Origin of the sequence: Streptomyces sp. NPDC048507, from assembly GCF_043199995.1 — a bacterium.
In the GTDB taxonomy this organism is placed as follows: Bacteria; Actinomycetota; Actinomycetes; order Streptomycetales; family Streptomycetaceae; genus Streptomyces.
On the sequence record NZ_JBICWZ010000004.1, the window covers coordinates 464,520 to 483,146 of the forward strand.

The 18,627-nt window shown below is 75.1% G+C and carries 21 protein-coding genes; 5 read left to right on the forward strand and 16 right to left on the reverse strand.

Going from position 1 to position 18,627, the window contains the following annotated elements:
- Positions 1-112: 112 nt before the first annotated feature.
- Both ACGFXC_RS15190 and codA read left to right on the forward strand, forming a co-directional pair.
- Positions 113-280: a hypothetical protein gene (locus tag ACGFXC_RS15190; RefSeq protein ID WP_393712901.1), complete on the forward strand. Its 168-nt coding sequence runs from the start codon at positions 113-115 to the stop codon at positions 278-280.
- 77 nt (positions 281-357) lie between these two features.
- Positions 358-1,662 carry a cytosine deaminase gene (codA, locus tag ACGFXC_RS15195; protein ID WP_393712903.1) on the forward strand — a complete coding sequence of 435 codons (1,305 nt, stop codon included), beginning with the start codon at positions 358-360 and terminating at the stop codon, positions 1,660-1,662.
- A 39-nt stretch (positions 1,663-1,701) separates the two neighbouring features.
- On the opposite strand, the gene ACGFXC_RS15200 is transcribed toward codA, so the two are convergent.
- From ACGFXC_RS15200 to lxmA (ACGFXC_RS15265), 14 genes are all read right to left on the reverse strand, one after another.
- Positions 1,702-3,018 carry a chloride channel protein gene (locus ACGFXC_RS15200; RefSeq protein WP_393712905.1) on the reverse strand — a complete coding sequence of 439 codons (1,317 nt, stop codon included), beginning with the start codon at positions 3,016-3,018 and terminating at the stop codon, positions 1,702-1,704.
- A complete protein-coding gene (locus ACGFXC_RS15205; RefSeq protein WP_393712907.1) occupies positions 3,015-3,548 on the reverse strand; it encodes a potassium channel family protein in 534 nt (177 codons plus the stop codon). The genes ACGFXC_RS15200 and ACGFXC_RS15205 overlap by 4 nt, the downstream gene beginning before the upstream one ends.
- Before the next feature lie 148 nt (positions 3,549-3,696).
- A complete protein-coding gene (locus ACGFXC_RS15210; protein WP_393712909.1) occupies positions 3,697-4,443 on the reverse strand; it encodes an ABC transporter permease in 747 nt (248 codons plus the stop codon).
- Positions 4,436-5,227, reverse strand: a complete 792-nt coding sequence (locus ACGFXC_RS15215; RefSeq protein ID WP_393712910.1) for an ABC transporter ATP-binding protein — start codon at positions 5,225-5,227, stop codon at positions 4,436-4,438. Before ACGFXC_RS15215 ends, ACGFXC_RS15210 begins: the two co-directional genes overlap by 8 nt.
- Positions 5,228-5,324: 97 nt before the next feature.
- Positions 5,325-6,338: a F420-dependent peptide dehydroalanine reductase LxmJ gene (gene lxmJ, locus ACGFXC_RS15220; RefSeq protein WP_393712911.1), complete on the reverse strand. Its 1,014-nt coding sequence runs from the start codon at positions 6,336-6,338 to the stop codon at positions 5,325-5,327.
- Entirely contained in the window at positions 6,335-7,684 is a 1,350-nt protein-coding gene (locus ACGFXC_RS15225; RefSeq protein WP_393712913.1) for a M16 family metallopeptidase, read from the reverse strand. Before ACGFXC_RS15225 ends, lxmJ begins: the two co-directional genes overlap by 4 nt.
- A complete protein-coding gene (locus ACGFXC_RS15230; protein WP_393712915.1) occupies positions 7,681-8,937 on the reverse strand; it encodes a M16 family metallopeptidase in 1,257 nt (418 codons plus the stop codon). Before ACGFXC_RS15230 ends, ACGFXC_RS15225 begins: the two co-directional genes overlap by 4 nt.
- Positions 8,934-9,725: a class I SAM-dependent methyltransferase gene (locus tag ACGFXC_RS15235; RefSeq protein ID WP_393712917.1), complete on the reverse strand. Its 792-nt coding sequence runs from the start codon at positions 9,723-9,725 to the stop codon at positions 8,934-8,936. The genes ACGFXC_RS15230 and ACGFXC_RS15235 overlap by 4 nt, the downstream gene beginning before the upstream one ends.
- 1 nt (position 9,726) lies before the next feature.
- A complete protein-coding gene (locus ACGFXC_RS15240) occupies positions 9,727-10,827 on the reverse strand; it encodes a T3SS effector HopA1 family protein (protein ID WP_393712919.1) in 1,101 nt (366 codons plus the stop codon).
- On the reverse strand, positions 10,824-11,990 hold the full coding sequence (gene lxmK, locus ACGFXC_RS15245) for a class V lanthionine synthetase subunit LxmK (RefSeq protein ID WP_393712921.1): 1,167 nt from the start codon (positions 11,988-11,990) through the stop codon (positions 10,824-10,826). Before lxmK ends, ACGFXC_RS15240 begins: the two co-directional genes overlap by 4 nt.
- Entirely contained in the window at positions 11,987-12,922 is a 936-nt protein-coding gene (locus ACGFXC_RS15250; RefSeq protein ID WP_393712923.1) for a hypothetical protein, read from the reverse strand. The genes lxmK and ACGFXC_RS15250 overlap by 4 nt, the downstream gene beginning before the upstream one ends.
- Complete coding sequence (lxmD, locus tag ACGFXC_RS15255; protein ID WP_393712925.1) at positions 12,919-13,497, reverse strand: peptide terminal cysteine decarboxylase LxmD; 579 nt, start codon at positions 13,495-13,497, stop codon at positions 12,919-12,921. Before lxmD ends, ACGFXC_RS15250 begins: the two co-directional genes overlap by 4 nt.
- Before the next feature lie 117 nt (positions 13,498-13,614).
- Positions 13,615-13,830 (reverse strand): lexapeptide family class V lantibiotic, encoded by a 216-nt coding sequence (lxmA, locus tag ACGFXC_RS15260; RefSeq protein ID WP_393712927.1) that lies wholly within the window; start codon positions 13,828-13,830, stop codon positions 13,615-13,617.
- A gap of 155 nt (positions 13,831-13,985) precedes the next feature.
- Positions 13,986-14,201: a lexapeptide family class V lantibiotic gene (gene lxmA, locus ACGFXC_RS15265; protein ID WP_393712927.1), complete on the reverse strand. Its 216-nt coding sequence runs from the start codon at positions 14,199-14,201 to the stop codon at positions 13,986-13,988.
- A 262-nt stretch (positions 14,202-14,463) separates the two neighbouring features.
- Between lxmA (ACGFXC_RS15265) and ACGFXC_RS15270 the strand changes: the two genes are divergently transcribed.
- Both ACGFXC_RS15270 and ACGFXC_RS15275 read left to right on the forward strand, forming a co-directional pair.
- The gene (locus ACGFXC_RS15270; RefSeq protein WP_393712929.1) at positions 14,464-16,218 is read left to right on the forward strand and encodes an ABC transporter ATP-binding protein; all 1,755 of its coding nucleotides are present in this window, start codon (positions 14,464-14,466) and stop codon (positions 16,216-16,218) included.
- An 82-nt stretch (positions 16,219-16,300) separates the two neighbouring features.
- Positions 16,301-16,840 carry a hypothetical protein gene (locus ACGFXC_RS15275; RefSeq protein ID WP_393712931.1) on the forward strand — a complete coding sequence of 180 codons (540 nt, stop codon included), beginning with the start codon at positions 16,301-16,303 and terminating at the stop codon, positions 16,838-16,840.
- A gap of 100 nt (positions 16,841-16,940) precedes the next feature.
- Here the strand turns inward: ACGFXC_RS15275 and ACGFXC_RS15280 are convergent, their stop codons facing one another.
- Entirely contained in the window at positions 16,941-17,186 is a 246-nt protein-coding gene (locus tag ACGFXC_RS15280) for a helix-turn-helix transcriptional regulator (RefSeq protein WP_393712933.1), read from the reverse strand.
- Between the two features lie 191 nt (positions 17,187-17,377).
- Here ACGFXC_RS15280 and ACGFXC_RS15285 point away from each other — a divergent pair, with 191 nt between their 5' ends.
- On the forward strand, positions 17,378-18,367 hold the full coding sequence (locus ACGFXC_RS15285; RefSeq protein WP_393712935.1) for a helix-turn-helix transcriptional regulator: 990 nt from the start codon (positions 17,378-17,380) through the stop codon (positions 18,365-18,367).
- On the opposite strand, the gene ACGFXC_RS15290 is transcribed toward ACGFXC_RS15285, so the two are convergent.
- Positions 18,364-18,621: a hypothetical protein gene (locus ACGFXC_RS15290; RefSeq protein ID WP_393712937.1), complete on the reverse strand. Its 258-nt coding sequence runs from the start codon at positions 18,619-18,621 to the stop codon at positions 18,364-18,366. The two genes, ACGFXC_RS15285 and ACGFXC_RS15290, sit on opposite strands and share 4 nt — an antisense overlap.
- Between the last annotated feature and the right edge of the window lie 6 nt (positions 18,622-18,627).

The window sequence follows — 18,627 nt, forward strand, 5'->3', positions numbered from 1 at the left end:
TTGCCGCACCGGCGGGTGTGATGCGGCGGCCGGGGCGGCCCCGGATGCCGACGGGGGCGCGGAAGAGCATCGTGGTGGGGGTACGACCACGGCAGCCGAGAGGGTGTTGATCATGGCGAAGAAGGCTCGTACCGGTCACCACGGCCACCAGGATTCCGAGCGCGCGCTGGCGAAGAACACCGCGGCCGAGGCACGCGCCAAGGCCGCGGTCCGCGACGTCCAGTCCGTCTCCGCGAAGACCAGGGGCATGCAGCAGAAGGCCCAGGCCAAGCGCGGCTGACCCCCGCCACGCGCCACAGCGGGCGGGCGGCCCGATGTTTCACGTGAAACAGCGGCCCGCCCGCTTACGCTGGCCGCATGCGGATGATCGTCCGGGGTGCCCGGCTGCTCCACACCGATGGCCTGTCCGACGTGGAGGTCGCCGAGGACGGCCGCATCGCGCGGGTGATCCCGTACGACGACCAGAAGGAACCGCCCGCGACCGGCGTGCTCATCGAGGCCCACGGCGGCCTGCTCACCGCCCCCTTCGTCGAACCGCACATCCACCTGGACACCGCCCTGACCGCGGGGCAGCCGCGCCCCAACGCCTCCGGCACCCTCTGGGAGGGCATCGCCTGCTGGAGCGAGCGCAAGCGGACCCTGACCCGCGAGGACGTGGTGGCGCGGGCCACGCAGGTGCTGCGCTGGCAGGCGGCCAACGGCGTGCTGCACGTGCGCACCCACTGTGACGTCACCGATCCCTCCCTCACCGCGCTCGACGCGCTGCTGGAGGTCCGCGACCGGGTGCGGGACGTCATGACCCTCCAGATCGTGGCCTTCCCGCAGGAGGGCATCGTCTCCTTCCCGGACGGCGAGGCGCTGCTGCGCGAGGCGGTACGGCGCGGGGCCGACGTCGTCGGGGCGATCCCGCACTTCGAGGACACCCGGGAGGACGGGGTCGCCTCGCTGCGGACCGCCTTCGCGCTCGCCGAGGAGCACGGGCTGCGCGTCGACGCCCACTGCGACGAGATCGACGACGAGCAGTCCCGCTTCGTGGAGGTGCTGGCCACCCTCGCCCTGCGCTCGGGGCTCGGCGCCCGCGCGACCGCCTCGCACACCACGGCGATGGGCTCCTACAACGGCGCGTACAGCTACAAGCTGCAGCGGCTGCTGTCCCGTTCGGGCATCAGCCTGGTCGCCAACCCCTTCGCCAACCTCAACCTCCAGGGCCGCTTCGACGCCTACCCGCGGCGGCGCGGCCTGACCCAGGTCAAGGAGATGCTGGCCGCCGGGGTCAACGTGGCCTTCGGCCACGACGACGTGATGGACCCCTGGAACGCCCTCGGCACCGCCAATCCGCTCCAGACCGCCCTCGTCGGCCTCTACGCCGCCCAGCTCACCGGGGCGGACGAGATCCCGGTCGCGTTCTCGATGGTGACGGACCGTGCGGCGCGCGTCCTCGGACTCGACGCCTCGCAGTACGGCATCGCCGAGGGAGCTCCCGCCTCCTTCGTCCTGCTGCCGGCCCCCACGCCCGAGGAGGCGGTCCGCCGTCAGGTCAGGCCGCGGTGGGTGGTCGCGCGCGGCAGCGTCCTGGCCGAGACCCCGCCCGCGCCGACCCGGCTGTCCTGGCCGGGCGAAGCCCCGTCGCAGGTGGATTTCATCCCGAGCGCCCGTCCCTGACCCCGTCCCTGACCCCCTTCCGGGCGAGCCGCCCGCCGCTCACGCCTTCGCCGGGGGGAGGGCCTTCGGGGGGCCGGCCGGAAGGAGTTCCGTGGTGATGAGGGAGGCCACCACCGCGAGGATGATCAGGGGGGTGACCGCCAGGTTGCCCAGCAGGACCGTCACCAGGAGCGCGCTGCTGACCGGGAGGCGCAGGACGCCCGCCGCGGCGGCCGCCAGGCCCGCCGCCACGGCGGGGACGAGGTCCAGGCCCGGCAGCGGTGACAGCAGCAGGCCCGTCGCCGCGCCGAGGAACAGCGCGGGGAAGACCGGGCCGCCGCGCAGGCTACCGAGGCAGAGGCTGTAGCCGACGGCCTTGCACAGCAGGACGGCTATCAGGGCGCCGATGCCCCACGCGTGGGGATCGGCGGTCAGCGTCGCCATGGTCGCCTGCCCGGAGGAGGCCACCTCCTGCGGATCGCGGCCGGTGCTCAGCGCGTACACCGCCGCGCAGACGCCCGCGCCGAGCGCGCACAGCGTGGTCCGCATCAGCGGCCGCCCCGCGACGTACGCGGCCACGGCCCGGCCCGTGGACATCGCCCGGTGCTGGACGACGGCCACGAGCACGGCGATGAGCAGTCCCCAGGCCACGTCCGGGGCGTCCAGCCGGGTGAACGTCCCGGGCAGCTTCGTGGTCAGGCCGCCCGTCTCCAGGCCGGTCCACCTCCCGAACCCGGTGAACACCAGGGCGCCCAGCCCGCTGGAGAGCAGGGCGGGCAGCATGACCGCGAACAGCCTGACCCCGCCCACCCCCACCAGCTCGATGAGGAGCACCCCCGCGATCAGCGGGCTGCCGAAGATGGCCGCGATGGCCGCGGCGGCGCCCGCCGCGCCCAGCAGCGCGGTCGTCTGAGGCGTCGAGGGCCCTCGCGCGAGGTCCCGCAGCAGCAGCGCGAGCCCGCCGCCGAGGGCGATCAGCGGCGCCTCCGGGCCCAGCACGGCGCCCAGCGGCAGGCTCGCGGCGGCCGCCAGCACCACCCCGGGCAGCACGGCCGTCGAGGCGCCGCCCATCGCCATGCCGTTGGCGGGGATGTGCCCGCCCGCGCCGGTCAGGTGCGTGACGACCAGACCGACCAGGACACCGGAGACCAGCAGCAGCGGCAGCGGCCACCACCAGGGCGGCGCGTCCCAGCCGAGGGAGTGCGGCAGGGTCGACCACAGCACGTGCTGCAACTCGTGCATCCCGGCGAGGAACCAGAAGGACACCAGCGAGACCGGCACGCCCACGAGCGCGCCGAGCAGCAGCGTCTTCAGGTAGCCGGGACCCTTCAGTACGTCGGCCAGCCGGGCCGATTCCACGGGTTGCGCGGAGCTCACGGTCCGCTCCTTCCCGGCCGGCGGGTCAGTCCGACCTGCACCGCGCCGAAGAGCACCTTGGCGACGAGCCCCACCACGACGAGGTCGGCCACCATCTGGACGGTCGCCAGTACCCGGCCGGGCCCGTCCACCGCCACGATGTCGCCGAAGCCGACCGTCGCGAACACCGACACCGTGAAGTAGAGGGCGTCGGTGCGGCTCAACGGCTCGGAGAACGATTCCGGGCGCTGGCCCGAGAGCAGGAAGTAGGAGGCCGAGAACAGCACCAGGAACAGCGGCAGTGCGGTGGCCAGCGCCTCCAGTACGCGCAGCCGCGGATGCTCCGACCGGGCGATGGCGGAGACCTGCCAGGTCACCAGGGCCGCGAACAGGGCCAGCCCGGCCAGCAGCGCCAGCACGGTCGCCGCGCCGAAGCCCCGCTCCAGCGGGGCCACGTAGTAGAGCCCGGTCAGCAGGACGGGCGCCCCGATGGTGCGGGCCAGGAGGCCCGGGAGCCCTGTGCTTCGCCGTCGGCCGGACGCGTCGCCCATGTCCCTCCTCACCCGTGCCCGGGCGGCCCGCCCGTCCGGCGGAGCCCTCCACGCATTGCAACACCGCCCGCCCCGCGCCGCACCTCAGCCGCCGGAGCGGGAGGCGGGGCGCGCAGCGGGCGGTGCGGGGCGCGGCCGGAGCCCGGTGTCACACGTCGCGGCGGACGAACAGCCGCTGGGCGAGCAGCGCCATCCCGGCTCCCCACGCGAGGAGGACCAGCAGCGCGTACGGGGCGGCCAGCCCGTCCGGGAAGCTCGACGCGTCGCCCAGCACGGCGAGCTGCGCCCCGTCGGGAAGGAAGCGGCCCAGCTGCGGGAACTGGCTCAGCACCGTCAGCTGGCCGACCGTCCCCCACATCAGCAGCCCGATCACCGCGACGAGCTGGCTGCGCACGACGAACCCGACCGCCGCGCCCCACGGCCCGGCCAGCGCGCACACGCCGACGACCGCCGCCGCGGTCCGCCAGGTCCCGCCGTCCAGCACCAGCGAGGCGTCCCGCGCCCCGAACAGGGCCGCCCCGGCCGCCAGCGAGCAGAGCACGCAGACCAGCCCGAAGAACACCCCGTACACGCCCGCCACCAGCAGCTTCGCCCCGACGACGGCACTGCGCCCGGGGGCGTACAGGACGCTGCGGCCCATCGCGCCGCATTTGTACTCGCCCGTCACGAGCAGGGCGCCGAAGAGCGTGGCGAAGAGGCTCGCCGACCCGGCCAGGTTCATCACCCGGTGGGAGGTCTCGGCGGCGCTGCCCGCCAGGTCCTCGGCGGCGTAGACGACGCCCAGCTGACCGAGGAGGCCCAGCGCCACGGCGATCAGCAGCAGTCCGGGCAGGGCCGCGCCGGAGCGGGCCTTCAGGATTTCGGCGGCGATCTGGTGCCGCACCGCGTTACGCACGAGAGGCCTCCCGGCCGTAGCGGGGACCGGCGGGGGCGGAGCCGTCGGCGCCGTCCACGAGTCCGAAGTACGCGTCCTCCAGGCGGCCCCCGCCCCGGCGGACCAGGTCCCGCAGGGTGCCGGTGAACAGGACCGAGCGGCGCAGCACGACGATGTCGTCGACGCTCTGCTCGACCTCCGACAGCAGGTGGCTCGCCATCAGCACGGTGCGCCCCTCGGCGGCGGCGCCCTCGACGAGCCGGCGCATCCAGCGGATGCCGTCCGGGTCGAGGCCGTTGAGCGGCTCGTCGAGGACGAGCAGCCCGGGGTCCGGGAGCAGCGCCACGGCGAGCGCCAGGCGCTGGCGCATGCCGGTGGAGCAGGCGCCGGTGCGCCTGCGGGCCGCGTCGCCCTCCAGGCCGACCTGCGCGAGCACCTCGTCGACACGGGCCCCGGGGAGCCCGAGAGCCCGGGCCGACACCTCCAGCTGGCGGCGTACGGTCAGCCGGGGCGCGAAGCCCACCGAGTCCATGACGGCGCCGATCCGCCGCCCGTGGCCGGGGCCCGTCCCGGGCTCCGCGCCCAGCACCCGGGCGGTGCCGCTGTCGGGGCGGGCGAGGCCGAGCAGGATCCGCAACAGGGTGGACTTGCCCGCGCCGTTGGGGCCGAGCAGACCGGTGACCTTGCCCGGCCGCAGCTCGAAGGAGACGCCGTCGAGGGCCTGGTGGCCGCCGAACCTCTTGCTGATGCCCGAGAGCGTCACGCCGGCGCCCTCGGGCGGGAGCGGGTGTTCCCTGCTGTTCACGGATCTTCTTCCTGTTCGAACGGGACCTGAGGCGGGTCCCGGCGGGGTTCGGGGGACGCTCCCATCCCACCAGCGGGCGGGGCGCCCGGCGGGCCCGTCAGAGCGCAGGTTCCTGCGGGGGCGGCGGCAGGATCCTGTCGCAGGCCGCGAGGATCTCCTCCAGGTCGGCGACGGCCGCGTGCACCCCTTCGGTCAGCAGGACGCCCGAGGGGTTGAGCATGATCTCGTCGACTCCGGCCCGCCGGTACGCCTCCAGGGCCTCCGCGACCTCCTGCGCGCTGCCGGTGAGGACGACCTGACGCTCCAGCAGCGCCCTCGCCGTCCCCGCCGGATCGTGCGGGTCCACGCCGACTCCGGCCCGGCGCAGCATGTCCGCGTAGTGCGGGGCCTTCAGGTGCTCCCCGGCGGCGGCCAGCGCGAGGCGGCGCGGGTCCCGCCCGGGACGGGTCAGCGCCACGTGCACGGCGGTCGCGATCCGGGGGGCGGCGGGCCGCTCCCGGGCGCCCTCCTCCAGGGCCGGACGGAGCGTGTCCGCCAGGTAGGAGGGCGGGGTCATCCAGGTGATGGCCACGTCCGCGACCTCCCCGGCGGTGCGCGCCATGCCCGGCCGCAACACCCCGGCGCCGACCTCGACCGGCTCGTGGTCCAGCGGCATCAGGCCCCCGTGCATCCGGTGGTACGGGCCTTCGAGGGCGACGGTCCGCCCGTCGAGCAGGGCCCGCACGGTGGACAGGTAGTCCCGGACGGCCGTACGGGGGCTCGCGTACGGGCTGCCGGTGAGCCCCGCCACGAAGCCGGGGTTGCCGATGCCGAAGCCCGCGACGACCGGACGGCCGGTGACCAGCGCGAGCGAGCGCGCCTGGAGCGCGGCCTCGTAGGGGTGGCGCAGCGGCAGCAGGGTCACGCTCGTGCCGACCGGGACGGCGTGGCCCATCCCGGCCAGGTGGGCCAGGACCTGGTGGGGCTCGGCCTTGAAGGACTGGCACAGCCACAGCCGGCGGGCACCGCTGCGCCCGGCGAGCGCGGCGAAGGGGGCGACGAGCTCGGGGTGGTCGGGCTGGAGCGGATAGAGCACGGCGGGCAGCCGCGGGTCGGGGTGCGGGGCGGTCACGGCGTCCACCGTTCGCTTTCGGAGTCGGAGTCGGAGTCGGAGTCGCGGCCGGGGCCGGGGCCGGGCGCGGTGTCGAGGGTGGAGACGAGGAAGCCGGCCGGGTCGAGGAACCACGCGGCGGCCTCGGCGACCTGGGCGTACGTCACCCGGGCGAGCGCTGCCCGGTACGACTCCAGCCAGTCCAGGGGCAGTCCGGCGGCGGCGAACCCGGCCAGCGCGCTCGCCTCCTCGGTCCGGGTGGCCAGCGCGAACCGGGTGAACCCGGCGGCGTAGGCGCGGGCCCGCTCGACCTCCCCCGGGGCGGGGCCGTCCTCGGCGAGTTCCCGCAGACAGGCCGTGACCTCGGCGGCCATCCGGCCGGAGCTGCCGGGTGCGCCGGCGCACTCGACCTCCAGCCAGTGCCCGGCCCGGTTGCCGCGCAGCTCGGCGTGGACCGCGTACGCCAGCCCGTGCCGGTCGCGGATCCGGCGCACCAGCAGCGAGGAGGCGTGCCCGCCGAGGACCAGCTGCGCCAGGTGCAGCGGGGCGTGGGCCGGGTCGGCCTCGGGGACGGCCGGACCGGCGGCCAGGACCAGGGCCTGACCCGGGTCAGCAGCGGCCGGTCCGGTCAGGGCGAGCCGGCCCGGCAGCGGGGCGGACCGGGCGAACGGCGGCAGCAGCAGCCCGGACGGGCCGCCGGTCCAGCCGTCGAGGTGCCGCCGCACCAGGGCGGTCACGGTGTCGGGGGACTCGCCGGACAGGACCAGCAGGACGGCCCCGCCGGGGACGACCGCCCGCGCGTGCAGCCGGTGCAGCGCGGCGGCGTCCGGCGCGGCGCCGTCGGGCCGCGCCCCGCCGTCGGGCCGCGCCCCGTCCTCGGCCCGGCCGGCCGCCGGGGCGGCCGTCAGCGGGTGGGCGCCGAACGCCCGGGTCAGCAGGGCCCGCCGCAGCCGCTGCCGGGGGCCCGGCGTCCGGGTGACGGCGGCCGACCGCCGGCGGGCCACGGCGAGTTCGTCCTCGCGGTACGCGGGGCGCAGCAGCAGGTCGGCCAGGAGTTCCAGCGCCCCGCCCAGCCCCGGGCGGAGCACGCTCGCGCCCATCACCAGCGACTCGGCGGTGACGACCGTGCTGAGCTCGGCGCCCAGGTCGGCGGCCCGGTCGGCGATGTCCTGCCGGGTGCCGCCGCCCGCCGTGGTCCCCGTACCGAGACAGGCGGCGAGCAGCTCCTGCGCGTCCCCGGGCCCGGGCGGACCGGTACGGGCGTACGGGAGCACCAGCCGCAGCTCGGCGAGCGGCGCGCCGGGGGAGTGGACGGCGAGCACCCGCAGGCCGTTGCCGAGCAGCGTGTCGGCGGTGTCGCGGTTCACCGGGTTCCTCCGAGTTCGGTCACCGAGCGGGGCCCGGCCAGCAGGGCGCGGGCGGCCCCGGACACGTCGGCCGGGGTCACCCGGGCCAGCTCGTGGGGGAGGCCGGCGCCCGGCGCGCCGGGGAAGAGCAGCGCGGCGCGCCCGTGGGCGACGGCGCGCGAGGTGAGGGAGTCGGCCGCGCGGTGGCAGGCCAGCAGCAGGGAGTTGAGGGCGCGCCGGTGTTCCGCCGGGGCGGGGGGACGTGCGGCCACCTCCGCGAGCACCTCGGGCCAGCTGTCGGCCGCTTCGGCGGGGGACGCCCCGGGGGCGCAGGCCAGCAGGACGAGGGCCAGGTCCGGGGCGGCCGACCCGAGCCACTGTCCGTGGTACCCGCAGGTGATCCGGGCGGACGCGACGCGGGGATCGCGCCGGCTGAACCGCGGCAGGACCCCGCGTCCGAGCACCTCGGCCAGGACCACGTGCGCCAGGTAGCCGTGCCGGTCGGCGACGGGGTCGGGCAGCGGATGGCCGAGGGCGGCGCCGCTGACGGGGGAAGCCAGCGGCGCCGTCCGGATCACGGCCGGGGTGCCGTCGCCGGCCACGCCCGGGCCCGCCGGGGCGCCTTCGTGGCGCGGCGGGAGCCCGCCCCCCGGAAGGCCCCCGAACAGTGCGGCCGCCGAGTCCGCGACCCGGTCCGGGTCCACGTCCCCGGCCACCGACAGGGCCATCGCCCCGGCCCGGTAGTGGCGGCTGAAGAAGGCCGCCGCGTCCCCGGCGGTGACCCGGGCCAGCTCGGCGGGGGTGCCGAAGCTGTCGCGGCGGCCCGGGTGGAGCGCCCCCAGGGCGGCCTCCCAGGCCCGCCCGGCGGCCGCGGCGCCGCGGATCTCCTCCGCGATCACGGCCGTCTCCGTACGCACCACCGCTTCCTCGGGGGCGAAGCCGAGCAGCCGCTGTGCCTCCCACTCCAGGACGGCGGGGAGCATCCCGGCCGGCACGGTGGTGTGGAAGACGGTGTGGTCGCGGTGGGTCTCGGCGTTGCAGACCCCGCCCGCGCCCGCGATCCGGGCGACGTGACCGTCCGGGTCCGCGCCGTCCGCCGCGCGCGGGAAGAGCAGGTGTTCCACCAGGTGGGCCGTGCCGTGCGCGCCCTTCGGGTCGTGGTCGCCGCCCGCCGCCACGGTCAGGGCGACGCAGACCAGCCCGCTGCCCTCGCCCGGGGGGCGTTCCACCGTCAGCGCGAGGCCGTTCGACAGCCGGCCGGCCCACGGACTCATGCCAGCGGCCGGAAGACGGAGACGCACATCTTGCGGCTGTCACCGCCGTCGAAGGGCTGCTCCTGCCAGCCGGAATAGCGGTCGGCCAGCTCCAGGCGGGCGATGGCGGCCAGCAGGTCCAGCTCGCTCGGCCACAGGTAGCGCATGACCGTGGAGGAGGAGACGGGCGCGCCGCCGTCGAGGAAGAGCGTGCTGTTCAGCAGCATGTTCTGGGAGGCGGGGAGCACCTCCAGCGACTCGATGACCACGCCGCGGCCGCCGGCCGGACGGGTGGTGATCGCGCTCTTGCGCTGCACGTGGTAGTCGCTCGGGTCGAAGGTCTCGATCACCACGTGTCCGCCGGGAGCGGTGTGCCGGGCCACCGCGTGCATCAGCGCGATCTGTTCGTCGACCGCCATCGCGCAGCACAGGACGTTGAAGGGCGCCAGCACCACGTCGAAGGTGCGGCCCAGGTCCAGGCGGGCGAGGTCCCCGAGCACCGTGGTGATCCGCCCCTGCGGGTCCTTCGCGGCCAACCGGGCGAGCATGCCCTCGGAGGTGTCGATGCCGTGCACCTCGAAGCCCGCGTCGGCCAGCGGTAGCGCCACCCGGCCGGTGCCCACACCGAGTTCGAGGACGCTCGCACCGGGCTCCGCGATCGTCGACAGGTAGTCGGCGATCTCGGAGGTACCCGGATAGATGTCGTCGTAGACCTCGGCGAGGGCGTCGCTGTACGCGGTGGTGATGACGGTGCCGAGTCCGCTCGCGTCCGGGGCGGCGTCCGTGTCCCGCGTCGTGGTGTCGCTCATGTCAGTTCCCCTCCGTCGTGGAGTTCGTGGAGTTCGTGGGGTTCGTGGAGTTCGTGGGGTTCACGGGCTTCGTGGGGGCTCCGGGGTTCACGTGGCTCGCGTAACTCGTCGGGTGCGCCGGGATGTTGTTCTCCGGGTGCAGCGGATCGATCCCCGCCGCCCTGAACTCCGCCGCGATCCGCTCCTGGAGGGATCCGCCCGCGGCGGCCGCCAGCGCGTGGTCGACCAGTGCCGTGGCCAGCGCGAAGCCGCGGTGCTGCCCGAAGCTCATGCCGCCCTGGCCCGGCCGCGGGTCGCGCGGGTCCCAGGCCGCCGCGACGCCCGGCGCGAGGCGCTCGGTGAACAGCGAGGTGTCCGGACCGGTCCCGGGCAGCCCCCGCACCGCCTCGACCACCGCGCGTTCGCCCGGCTCGTGGTCGCCGTGCAGGTAGACGACCACCCCGTCGCGGCGCGGGAAGTCGTCCGGATCGGAGAGGACCTTGGCGTGGTACAGCGCGCCGGCCCCCTCCAGGGCCGCCAGCGCGGCCGACCACAGGGCCGTCGCCCCGTCCGCGTCCAGGGCGTGCAGGAAGATCCGGCGGATGGTCCCGGCGGGACGGGGCAGCGCCCGCGAGCCCATCACGTAGAAGAAGCCGGGCGACAGCGCGGGCCGGGCGGCCTCCAGCGCCAGCTCCACCAGGTCTCCCGGGCGGGGACCGGCTCCGGGGCCCCCGTGGCCGAGCAGCCGGTCGGCGGGCACCCGGGCGGTGATGTCCGGCAGCCGTACGACGAGCTGGTCGCCGCCGGGACGGCGCAGCACCTCGATCAGCCGGCCCGGCGTCGGCGTCCAGGCGTGCGGCACGCCCGCCGCGAGCCGCTCCTCCAGGGCCGGGTCGCGCAGGCTGCGCCGGGGGGCGCCGCCCGGTTCGCGGCGCCGGGCGCCGTTGCCCGCGTGGAACTCCTCGTACAGCGCGTTGCTCAGGCGCCCGCGCAGGTCCCGCGGGCTGTCGGCACTGATCTCGTGCCCGGCGACGGTGGCGCGGAGCGCGTCCTGCCGTACGGAGACCAGGTCGAGGGCGGCCGCCAGCCTCGGGGCGAGGACGAGCGTGTCGGTGGCGGTCATCGGGAGCTCCCGGAGGGGGTGTCGAGCCGCAGCGTGGCGACGGCCGCGGACGGATTGAGCAGCAGGACCCGGCCGATGCCGGCCGCCGCGCGGGCCACCGGGCTGAGGACGGCATGCGCCTGGGCGGTGGCGATCAGCCGGTCGTACATGTGCCAGCCCGCGAAGCCGACGGCCCGTTCGGCCAGGCCCGCGTCGGGTGCGCGGCAGTCGAGGTAGCCCTGCCAGAAGGCCTCCACGTACGGGACGTGGCGGCGCAGGCTGGCCGAGCCCCGCGCGACGATCTCCTCGTGCGTGAGCTCGAAGCCGGGCGCGGGCTCCGGCTCCGGCTCCGCGCCCCGCTCGCCGGTCGGGGCGAACACCGAGTAGGTGGCCTGGAAGAGCCATTCGCCGATGAACGCGCCGACGTCGCGGGCCGGGTCGGCGATCCGGAACTCCTCCCAGTCGCAGAGGTGAAGCGCGCCCCCGTGCAGGATGAACTGGTCGAAGCGCAGGTCGCAGTGGGCCGGGGTGGGGACGGCGGCCCGCTCGCGTTCCCGCAGCAGCCCGAGCGCGGCGACCACCTCGGCGTCGTCCTGGACCAGTTTCCAGGCGGCGATCTGCGCCATGCTGCGGTCGTGCAGCGCGGCCCACGGGAAGGCCTCCAGCCAGCCCAGCGGCGGCAGCGGGGCCTCGCCCCGGTCGAGTTCGAGTCCGGCGTCCGCGGGGTCCAGACCGTGCAGGGTGGCGACGGCCCGGCCCGCGGCCCGGCACAGCTCCTCGTCGAAGTCCCCGTCCAGGGCGACCTCGGAGCCGGAGCGGGCGCCCGAGAGCAGCCGGTAGGCGCCCAGGGCGGCTTCCCGGTGGACGCCGAGGTGGGCGGGGGAGCGCAGCGGGGAGTCCGCGGGCAGCCGGGCCGCGAGGGCCTCGTAGGCCAGCGAGCGGTCCAGCTCGGGGCTGCTGCCGTCGGCCGCGCGGGCGACGCTCTTGACGAAGACCCGCTCGCCGCTGGTCGTGGTGCCCGCCCAGTTGTCGTTGCGGCCCCCGAAGGCGGTGAGGCCGTCCGGCACGAAGGCGCCGAGGCCGAGCCGCCGCAGCAGCTCGTCCACCTCGGGCACGGTGTCCAGGGCGGTGGGCTGGTAGCGCAGCAGCGCGGGCTGCGGTTCGGTCGGGGACGCTGTGGTCATGACTCTCCCTGGGGGACCGCGCGGCGGCCCTCTTCGTCGATCAGCTCGGCGGTAAACGCGATGTGGCCCAGGAGTTCGTCGTCCCACCCCCGGTAGGTGGCGAAGTCCTGCATGTGCGTGACGATGCGCAGGACGGCGGAGCGTCCGGTGCGGACCGGGTCGGGGCCGGGCCCGTAGGCGTCCAGCAGCGCCCGCTGGAGGTCCGACGCGTCACGCGGGGGCCGGGCCCAGGCCAGCTCCACGAGTTCGCCGAGCAGCCAGCCGAGGTCCAGTTCGGGGCGCCCGGCGGCGAGGTCCTCCCCGGTCAGCAGGGCCGACCGGCCGCGGCTCGCGGGCGGCACCAGTGCGCCGAGCGAGGCCCAGCCGTGGACCAGGAACCCGGCGGCGGGCTCCGTGCCGGGCGTCGCGCCGGGTTCGGGCGACAGGTCGTCGGCCCAGTCGAGCAGCCGCTCCAGCCGCCCGGCGCCCCAGTGCGCCAGCGCCCGTTCGCGCAGCTCCCCGTCGCCGCGGGCCCAGTCGCGCAGCCGCGTCAGCCCGGGCGGGGTGCCGAGCGCGGGCCCCCCGGGCCTCGGCACCCGTACGGCGTGCAGCGCGCGCAGGGAGCGGGCCGCCGAGGCCAGCGCGTGGGCCACCAGGGTGCGCGCCCCGGGCCGGAAGTCCCGCAGCCAGGCGGCGGCCGAAGCCGGACCGGCGACCCGGTGCAGGAGCCCGCCGCCCACCTCCTCGGGCAGGGTCAGCAGCGCGGCCGCGCCCCCGTCGGGCGGCCGGGGCACGAGCGCGGCGGCGGGTGCGGTCAGCGGGCCCCCGGCCTGCGCGCCGGGCCCCTGCCACCACAGGAAGCCGCCGTCGGGAGCGCGGAACACCCGGGTGGTCTGGAGCCCCGTACCGTACTCCGCGAGCACGTCGAGGCCGAGCAGTTCCGGGGCGGTCATCCGGCCTCCCCCCGCACGGCGGCGGCGCGGGCCGCGCACAGGGCGTACAGCTCGTTGAGCGGGGCCGAGCCGCCGTCCTCCAGCTCTCCGGTGCTCGCGCTGACGGCGGGGACCGTCGGCGCGAGGACCACCCCGGGCCGGGCGCGCAGCACGTCCAGGTGTCCCCGTACGACGGGACTCTCGTGGGCCGCGGGCGGCAGGGAGGGGGCGACGCCCACCAGCGCCCGGGTGGACTGGAGCGCGAGCAGCAGCGGGGTGTCGGTGATGCCGAGGGCGTAGCGGCCGACGAAGTGCAGCGTGGCCGGGTGGACGAGGACGAGGTCCGCCCAGCGCGCGAGTTCCACGTGGGGGACGTCGACGCCGGAGAATTCGTTCCAGTCGTCGATGAACACTTCCGTGCCGGACAGCACCGCCACCGCGTCCGCGGAAACGAACCGCAGGGCGGAACGGGTCAGTGCGATCCGGAATTCCGTATCGGGGTGGGAATTGCGCAGCCAGTTGATCCAGAAGGGGAGGAAAGCCACCCCGAGTGCCCCGGTCCCCACGACGAGGACCCGTTTGAAACCGTCGTCCATCTCTCCTCCTCCACTCCTCGTTCGGTCCGTGCCGGCGTCGCCGTCGGCGCCGGCGCCGGCCGGGCGCCGCGACGCCGTGGCGCGCGGGGCCGGCCGGTCCCCGATGTCAGGCGGTGATCAGCACTTCTTCTCGACGGTCTTCGCGGCGAGCGAGCCGAGGGCGGCGGCGCAGGCCTGCGAGGAGCGGGCGGAGATGACGGTGGCCTGGATCGCCCACGGGACGGTGGGGCTGAAGGCCGGGCCGGCCGAGGCGCCGTCGTGCAGGCCGAGCTCTTCGGCGGAGGTGTAGGCGGTGTAGCCGTCGAACAGGTCCTGCTCGCTGACGTTCTGCATGGGTGGTCCCCGTTTCGCTGGTGGCGGGCGGTCCGGCCGGTCCGGCCGGCGCCCTATCGATGGCAGTCCCGCTGCTGCGGTACTGCGGTACTGCGGTACTGCGCTGGGCCGGCTCTGCGAGCGGCGCTCGCGCGCCGTGCGCGGTCAGGCGGTGATCAGCACTTCTTCTCGACGGTCTTCGCGGCGAGCGAGCCGAGGGCGGCGGCGCAGGCCTGCGAGGAGCGGGCGGAGATGACGGTGGCCTGGATCGCCCACGGGACGGTGGGGCTGAAGGCCGGGCCGGCCGAGGCGCCGTCGTGCAGGCCGAGCTCTTCGGCGGAGGTGTAGGCGGTGTAGCCGTCGAACAGGTCCTGCTCGCTGACGTTCTGCATGGCGGAACTCCTTCGGAGTACGGAGACGAATTCACTTCCCGGACCGCCCTTCCCTGCGGCGGCGGCCGGTGTCCGCTGGGGACAGACCGATGGTGACCCCGCGCCACACCCCCGCACCATTGCCACTTGCGGCATTGCCCGGAGCGCCAACTCCGTTTCCGGCAGGGCCCGTCAGTGGAAATCCGGGCTCCTCGCGGCCGCGTCGCGGCATTGCCGCAAGTGACAATTCCGCCCGCGCGGGAAGCGGAATAGAAATGCGGGTGTGAACACTTCTGACGCAGAACAGCCCAAGGCTGAGCGGCCCGCGCTGCGCGCGCTGCTCTCGTACGCGCGGCCGCACCGCGGTGTTCTCCTGCTGGTGCTGCTGCTGACCCTGCTCGCCAGCGCCGCGGGGCTCGCCCAGCCCATGGTCATCCAGTCCGTCCTGACGAACCTGATGACCGGGGCGGGCCTGCGCGACCAGCTCACCCTGCTGATCGCCCTGCTGGTGCTGTCCATCGCCCTCATGTGGGGACAGGCCTGGCTGAGCGAGCGCACCGCCGAGCGCGTGGTCCTGCACGTGCGCCGCGGCCTCATCGCCCGCCTGATCCGGCTGCGCACGAGCGAGCTGGACCGCGTCGAGCCCGGTGGCCTGACCACCCGGGTCACCTCCGACAGCACCCTCGTCCAGCACGCCGCCACCGGCGGGCTCATCCAGATCGTCGACGGATCGATCCACCTGCTGGCCACCGTCGTCCTGATGGGCGTCACCAGCCTGCCCCTGCTCGGGATCACGTCGGTGGTCCTGCTCGTCGTCGGTGTCGCCATGGGCGTGGTCATGCCGCGCATCCGCCGGGTCACCACCCAGGCCCAGGAGTCCGTCGGCGCGATCGGCGCCGCCCTGGACCGGGCGCTGGGCGCCGCCCGTACGGTCAAGGCGAACGGCGGGGAGGCCAAGGAGACCGAGCGCGCCGACGCGGCCGCCGAACGCGCCTACCGCGCGGGCCTGGTGGGAGCCCGCTACCAGGCGATGATCGCCGTGCTCGCCGGACTCGTCGTCCAGGCCTCGTTCCTCGCGGTCATCGGCTTCGGCGGTGCCCTCGTGGCCACCGGCGCGCTGGACCTGGCCGCCCTGATCGGCTTCCTGCTCTACCTGTTCAACCTGGGCGGCCCCATCCTGTCGCTGGTCTCCGGCACCACCTCCCTCCAGCAGGGCCTCGGCGCGCTCGCCCGGATCGAGGAGGTGCGGCAGATGCGGACCGAGGACGACGTGGACCTCGCCCCGGCCCGGCCCGCCGGCCCGCCGCCCGAGGTGGTCGTGGAGGACCTGCGGTTCTCCTACGAGGGCCGTACGCCGACCTTGAAGGGCGCCAGTTTCACCGCACCGGCCGGCGCCGTCACGGCGATCATCGGCTCCTCCGGATCGGGCAAGACCACGGTGTTCTCCCTGATCCAGCGCTTCTACGACCTCGACGGCGGCACCATCCGCCTCGACGGCACCGACATCCGCACCCTGACCCGCGCCGATCTGCGGCGCCGCATCGCCTACGTCGAGCAGGACTCCCCGATGCTCGCCGGCACCCTCCGCGAGAACCTCCTCTACTCGGCGCCCGACGCCACCGCGGAGGCCATCGCCGAGGTGCTGCGCAAGACCCTGCTCGACGAGTTCGTCGCGGGACTGCCCGACGGGCTCGACACCGAGGTCGGCTCGCGCGGCCTGGCCCTCTCCGGCGGCGAGCGCCAACGCCTCGCCATCGCCCGCGCGCTGCTGCGCGAACCGCAGGTCCTGCTGCTGGACGAGGTCACCGCCCACCTCGACGGCCACAGCGAACTCGCCCTGCGCAAGACCGTCGAGCAGGCCGCCGAGAACTGCACGGTGCTGCTGATCGCCCACCGGCTGTCCACGGTGACCTCCGCGCGCCAGCTCGTCCTGTTCGACGACGGCCGGGCCGCCGACCACGGCCCGCACGCCGAGCTGCTGGAACGCAACGGGCTGTACCGCGAACTGGCCGCGACCCAGCTGGCCTCCGTCCGCTGACCTCCGCCCCCGACGGAGAATCGTTGCGGCGGCGTCACCCGTGACCCACCGCCGGTTCTCACCGCACCGAAGGACTTGAACCATGAACGACGCAGCCAACGCCCCCGCGGCCGGACCGCAGGACCGCAGCCCCCTTCAGGACGTGCGCTTCGGCGCGATCACCGTCCGCCAGGAGGGACAGGAGCGCCTGGAGGTCGAGGGCGAGCGCGTCCCCCGCGTCGCCCTGGAGCGCGACCCCGCGTCGGAGGTGGACCCGCAGACCGCCATCGGCACCCGCGACCCGGAACGCCTGACGATGACGATCGACGGGCGCACGGCCGTACTGAAGCCGGCCAAGGGCGCGCTGAGCAGGCGTTCGTACCGGGTGGACGTGGAGTTCGAGGGCGTCGCGTACCGCCTGGTCCCCGATTCCGTGCCCAGCAGCCGGCTGACGCGCGACGGCCGCCACCTCGGTGACTTCTCCTCCGACGGGGACGAACTGGTGCTCGCCGAATGGCGCGAGGACGCCGAGGTCCGGCCGACGGACGCCGCCGTCGGATATGCCCTGGCCTCGGCCTTCGGTACGGGGGGCCAGCCCATGTGGATGATGATCGTCGACGGCGTGGCCAGCGCCCTCCCGTAACCGCCGCCACGCCCCCCCGCCCGCGCGAAAGGCCCCTCCGGACCGGCCGGAGGGGCCTTTCGCATGCGTACGCGCCGTACACGCCGTACGGCGCCCGAGGTCAGGCGGCGACGGCGCCGGGCGGGGCGCTCTCCCGGCCGCCGGTGATCTCGTCCGCGTACAGGTGGGCCACGATCGCCGCCTCGAAGCGCGACTTGAGGTCCAGCTTGCGCACGATGCTGGCGGTGTGCGCGCGGACGGTGCGCTCCGCGATGCCCAAGTGCCGTGCGAGCCTGCGGTTCTGCTCCCCGGAGGCCAGCAGGAGGAGTACTTCCACCTCGCGGCCGGTGAGCACCGAGAAGTCCAACGGATGTTTTTCGGCCAATGTCTTCACTGCAACTTCCCCCGTTGACGGTTCATGATTCATGTCACTTTCGGCCGCTACGCCGGACTTGGGCTTTACCTGGGCATTACCCTGCGTTCCACTAGGGAGAACCGTTCGGCGTCTGACCCACGCCGCGCGGTCCTGAGAACGCACGTCCTGCGGGGGGCAATACAGTGAACGGCACCAGCCTGCTCATACTCGGACTCACGGGCACGGAGGAGCGGGTCTACCGCCACTTCCTGCGCAATCCGGGGACGTTCGGGGAGGACATCCACCTGCTCCTGCACGCCCCTCGCGAAGAGGTCGAGGCCGCCCAGGAACGGCTGAACGGGCTCGGCCTGCTGCGCGGCGACCGGTCGGCGCTCTTCGCCACCGACCCGGAAACGGCCGTGGGCCGGCTGACCGACCTCCAGCTGCGGGTCCTGCACGACCAGCTCCGCCAGGTCACCCAGTCCCGCCACCTGATCGCGGAGCTGGAGGCGGAACGGGGTTCGAAGTCCCTGGCCCCGCAAGGGGTGGAGCGGCTCGAAGTGCTGGCCCAGATCCGCGACCGGATCGACGACCTGGCCTTCTTCGCCCGCGACGAGATCATCTCCGTGGAGCCGTACACGGCCCTCACACCCGACAACATCGCCCACTCCCGCCCCCTCGACACCCGCTGCCTGCGCCGCGGCGTGCGCCTTTGCAGCGTCGTCCGCAAGGAGGCCCTCGACCACCCGCCGACCGTCGCCTATCTGCGCGAACTCACCGCACAGGGCGCGTCGATCAGGGTCGCGGAGAGCTTCTCGGAGCGGATCCTCGTCTACGACCGCCAGACCGCGCTGGTCCCCGTCGACCCGGAGAACACCGCGCGCGGCGCGCTGGTCACCCAGCAGGCCGGTCTGGTCTCCAACATCCTGGCCCTGTTCGAGAAGATCTGGGACCAGGCCGTCGACCTCACCCTGCTGACCGGCGACGGCCACGGGGCCGACGAGGTCCTCTCGGAGATCGAACGCCGGGTGCTCGAAGAACTGTGCCGCGTCGGCAAGGACGAGACGGGAGCCCGGAACCTCGACATCTCGGTCCGCACCTACCGCCGCCACGTGGCCGACGTGCTCCGCATCCTCGGCGCCACCAGCCGCCCGCACGCCGCGCTGCTCGCCCGCGAGCGCGGCTGGATCTAGCCGGTACCCGCGCCGCCCGGGCTCCAGCCGCGGAACGCGGTGTCGGCGAGCGTCCGCGCCAGCCAGCCCGGGACGGCCTCCGCCGCCGCGTCCCGCCCGGCGTGCACCAGCATCCGGATCCGGTCGCCGTCCACCCGTTGGGCGCAGCTCCAGTCCGGGGGCAGCAGCCCCACGAGCCGCAGCACGGTCGTCTCCGCCGCGGCCCCCGGACCGGCCCTGACCAGGGTCACTTCGTACGGTTGCCGCTCGCTCACCGGCCT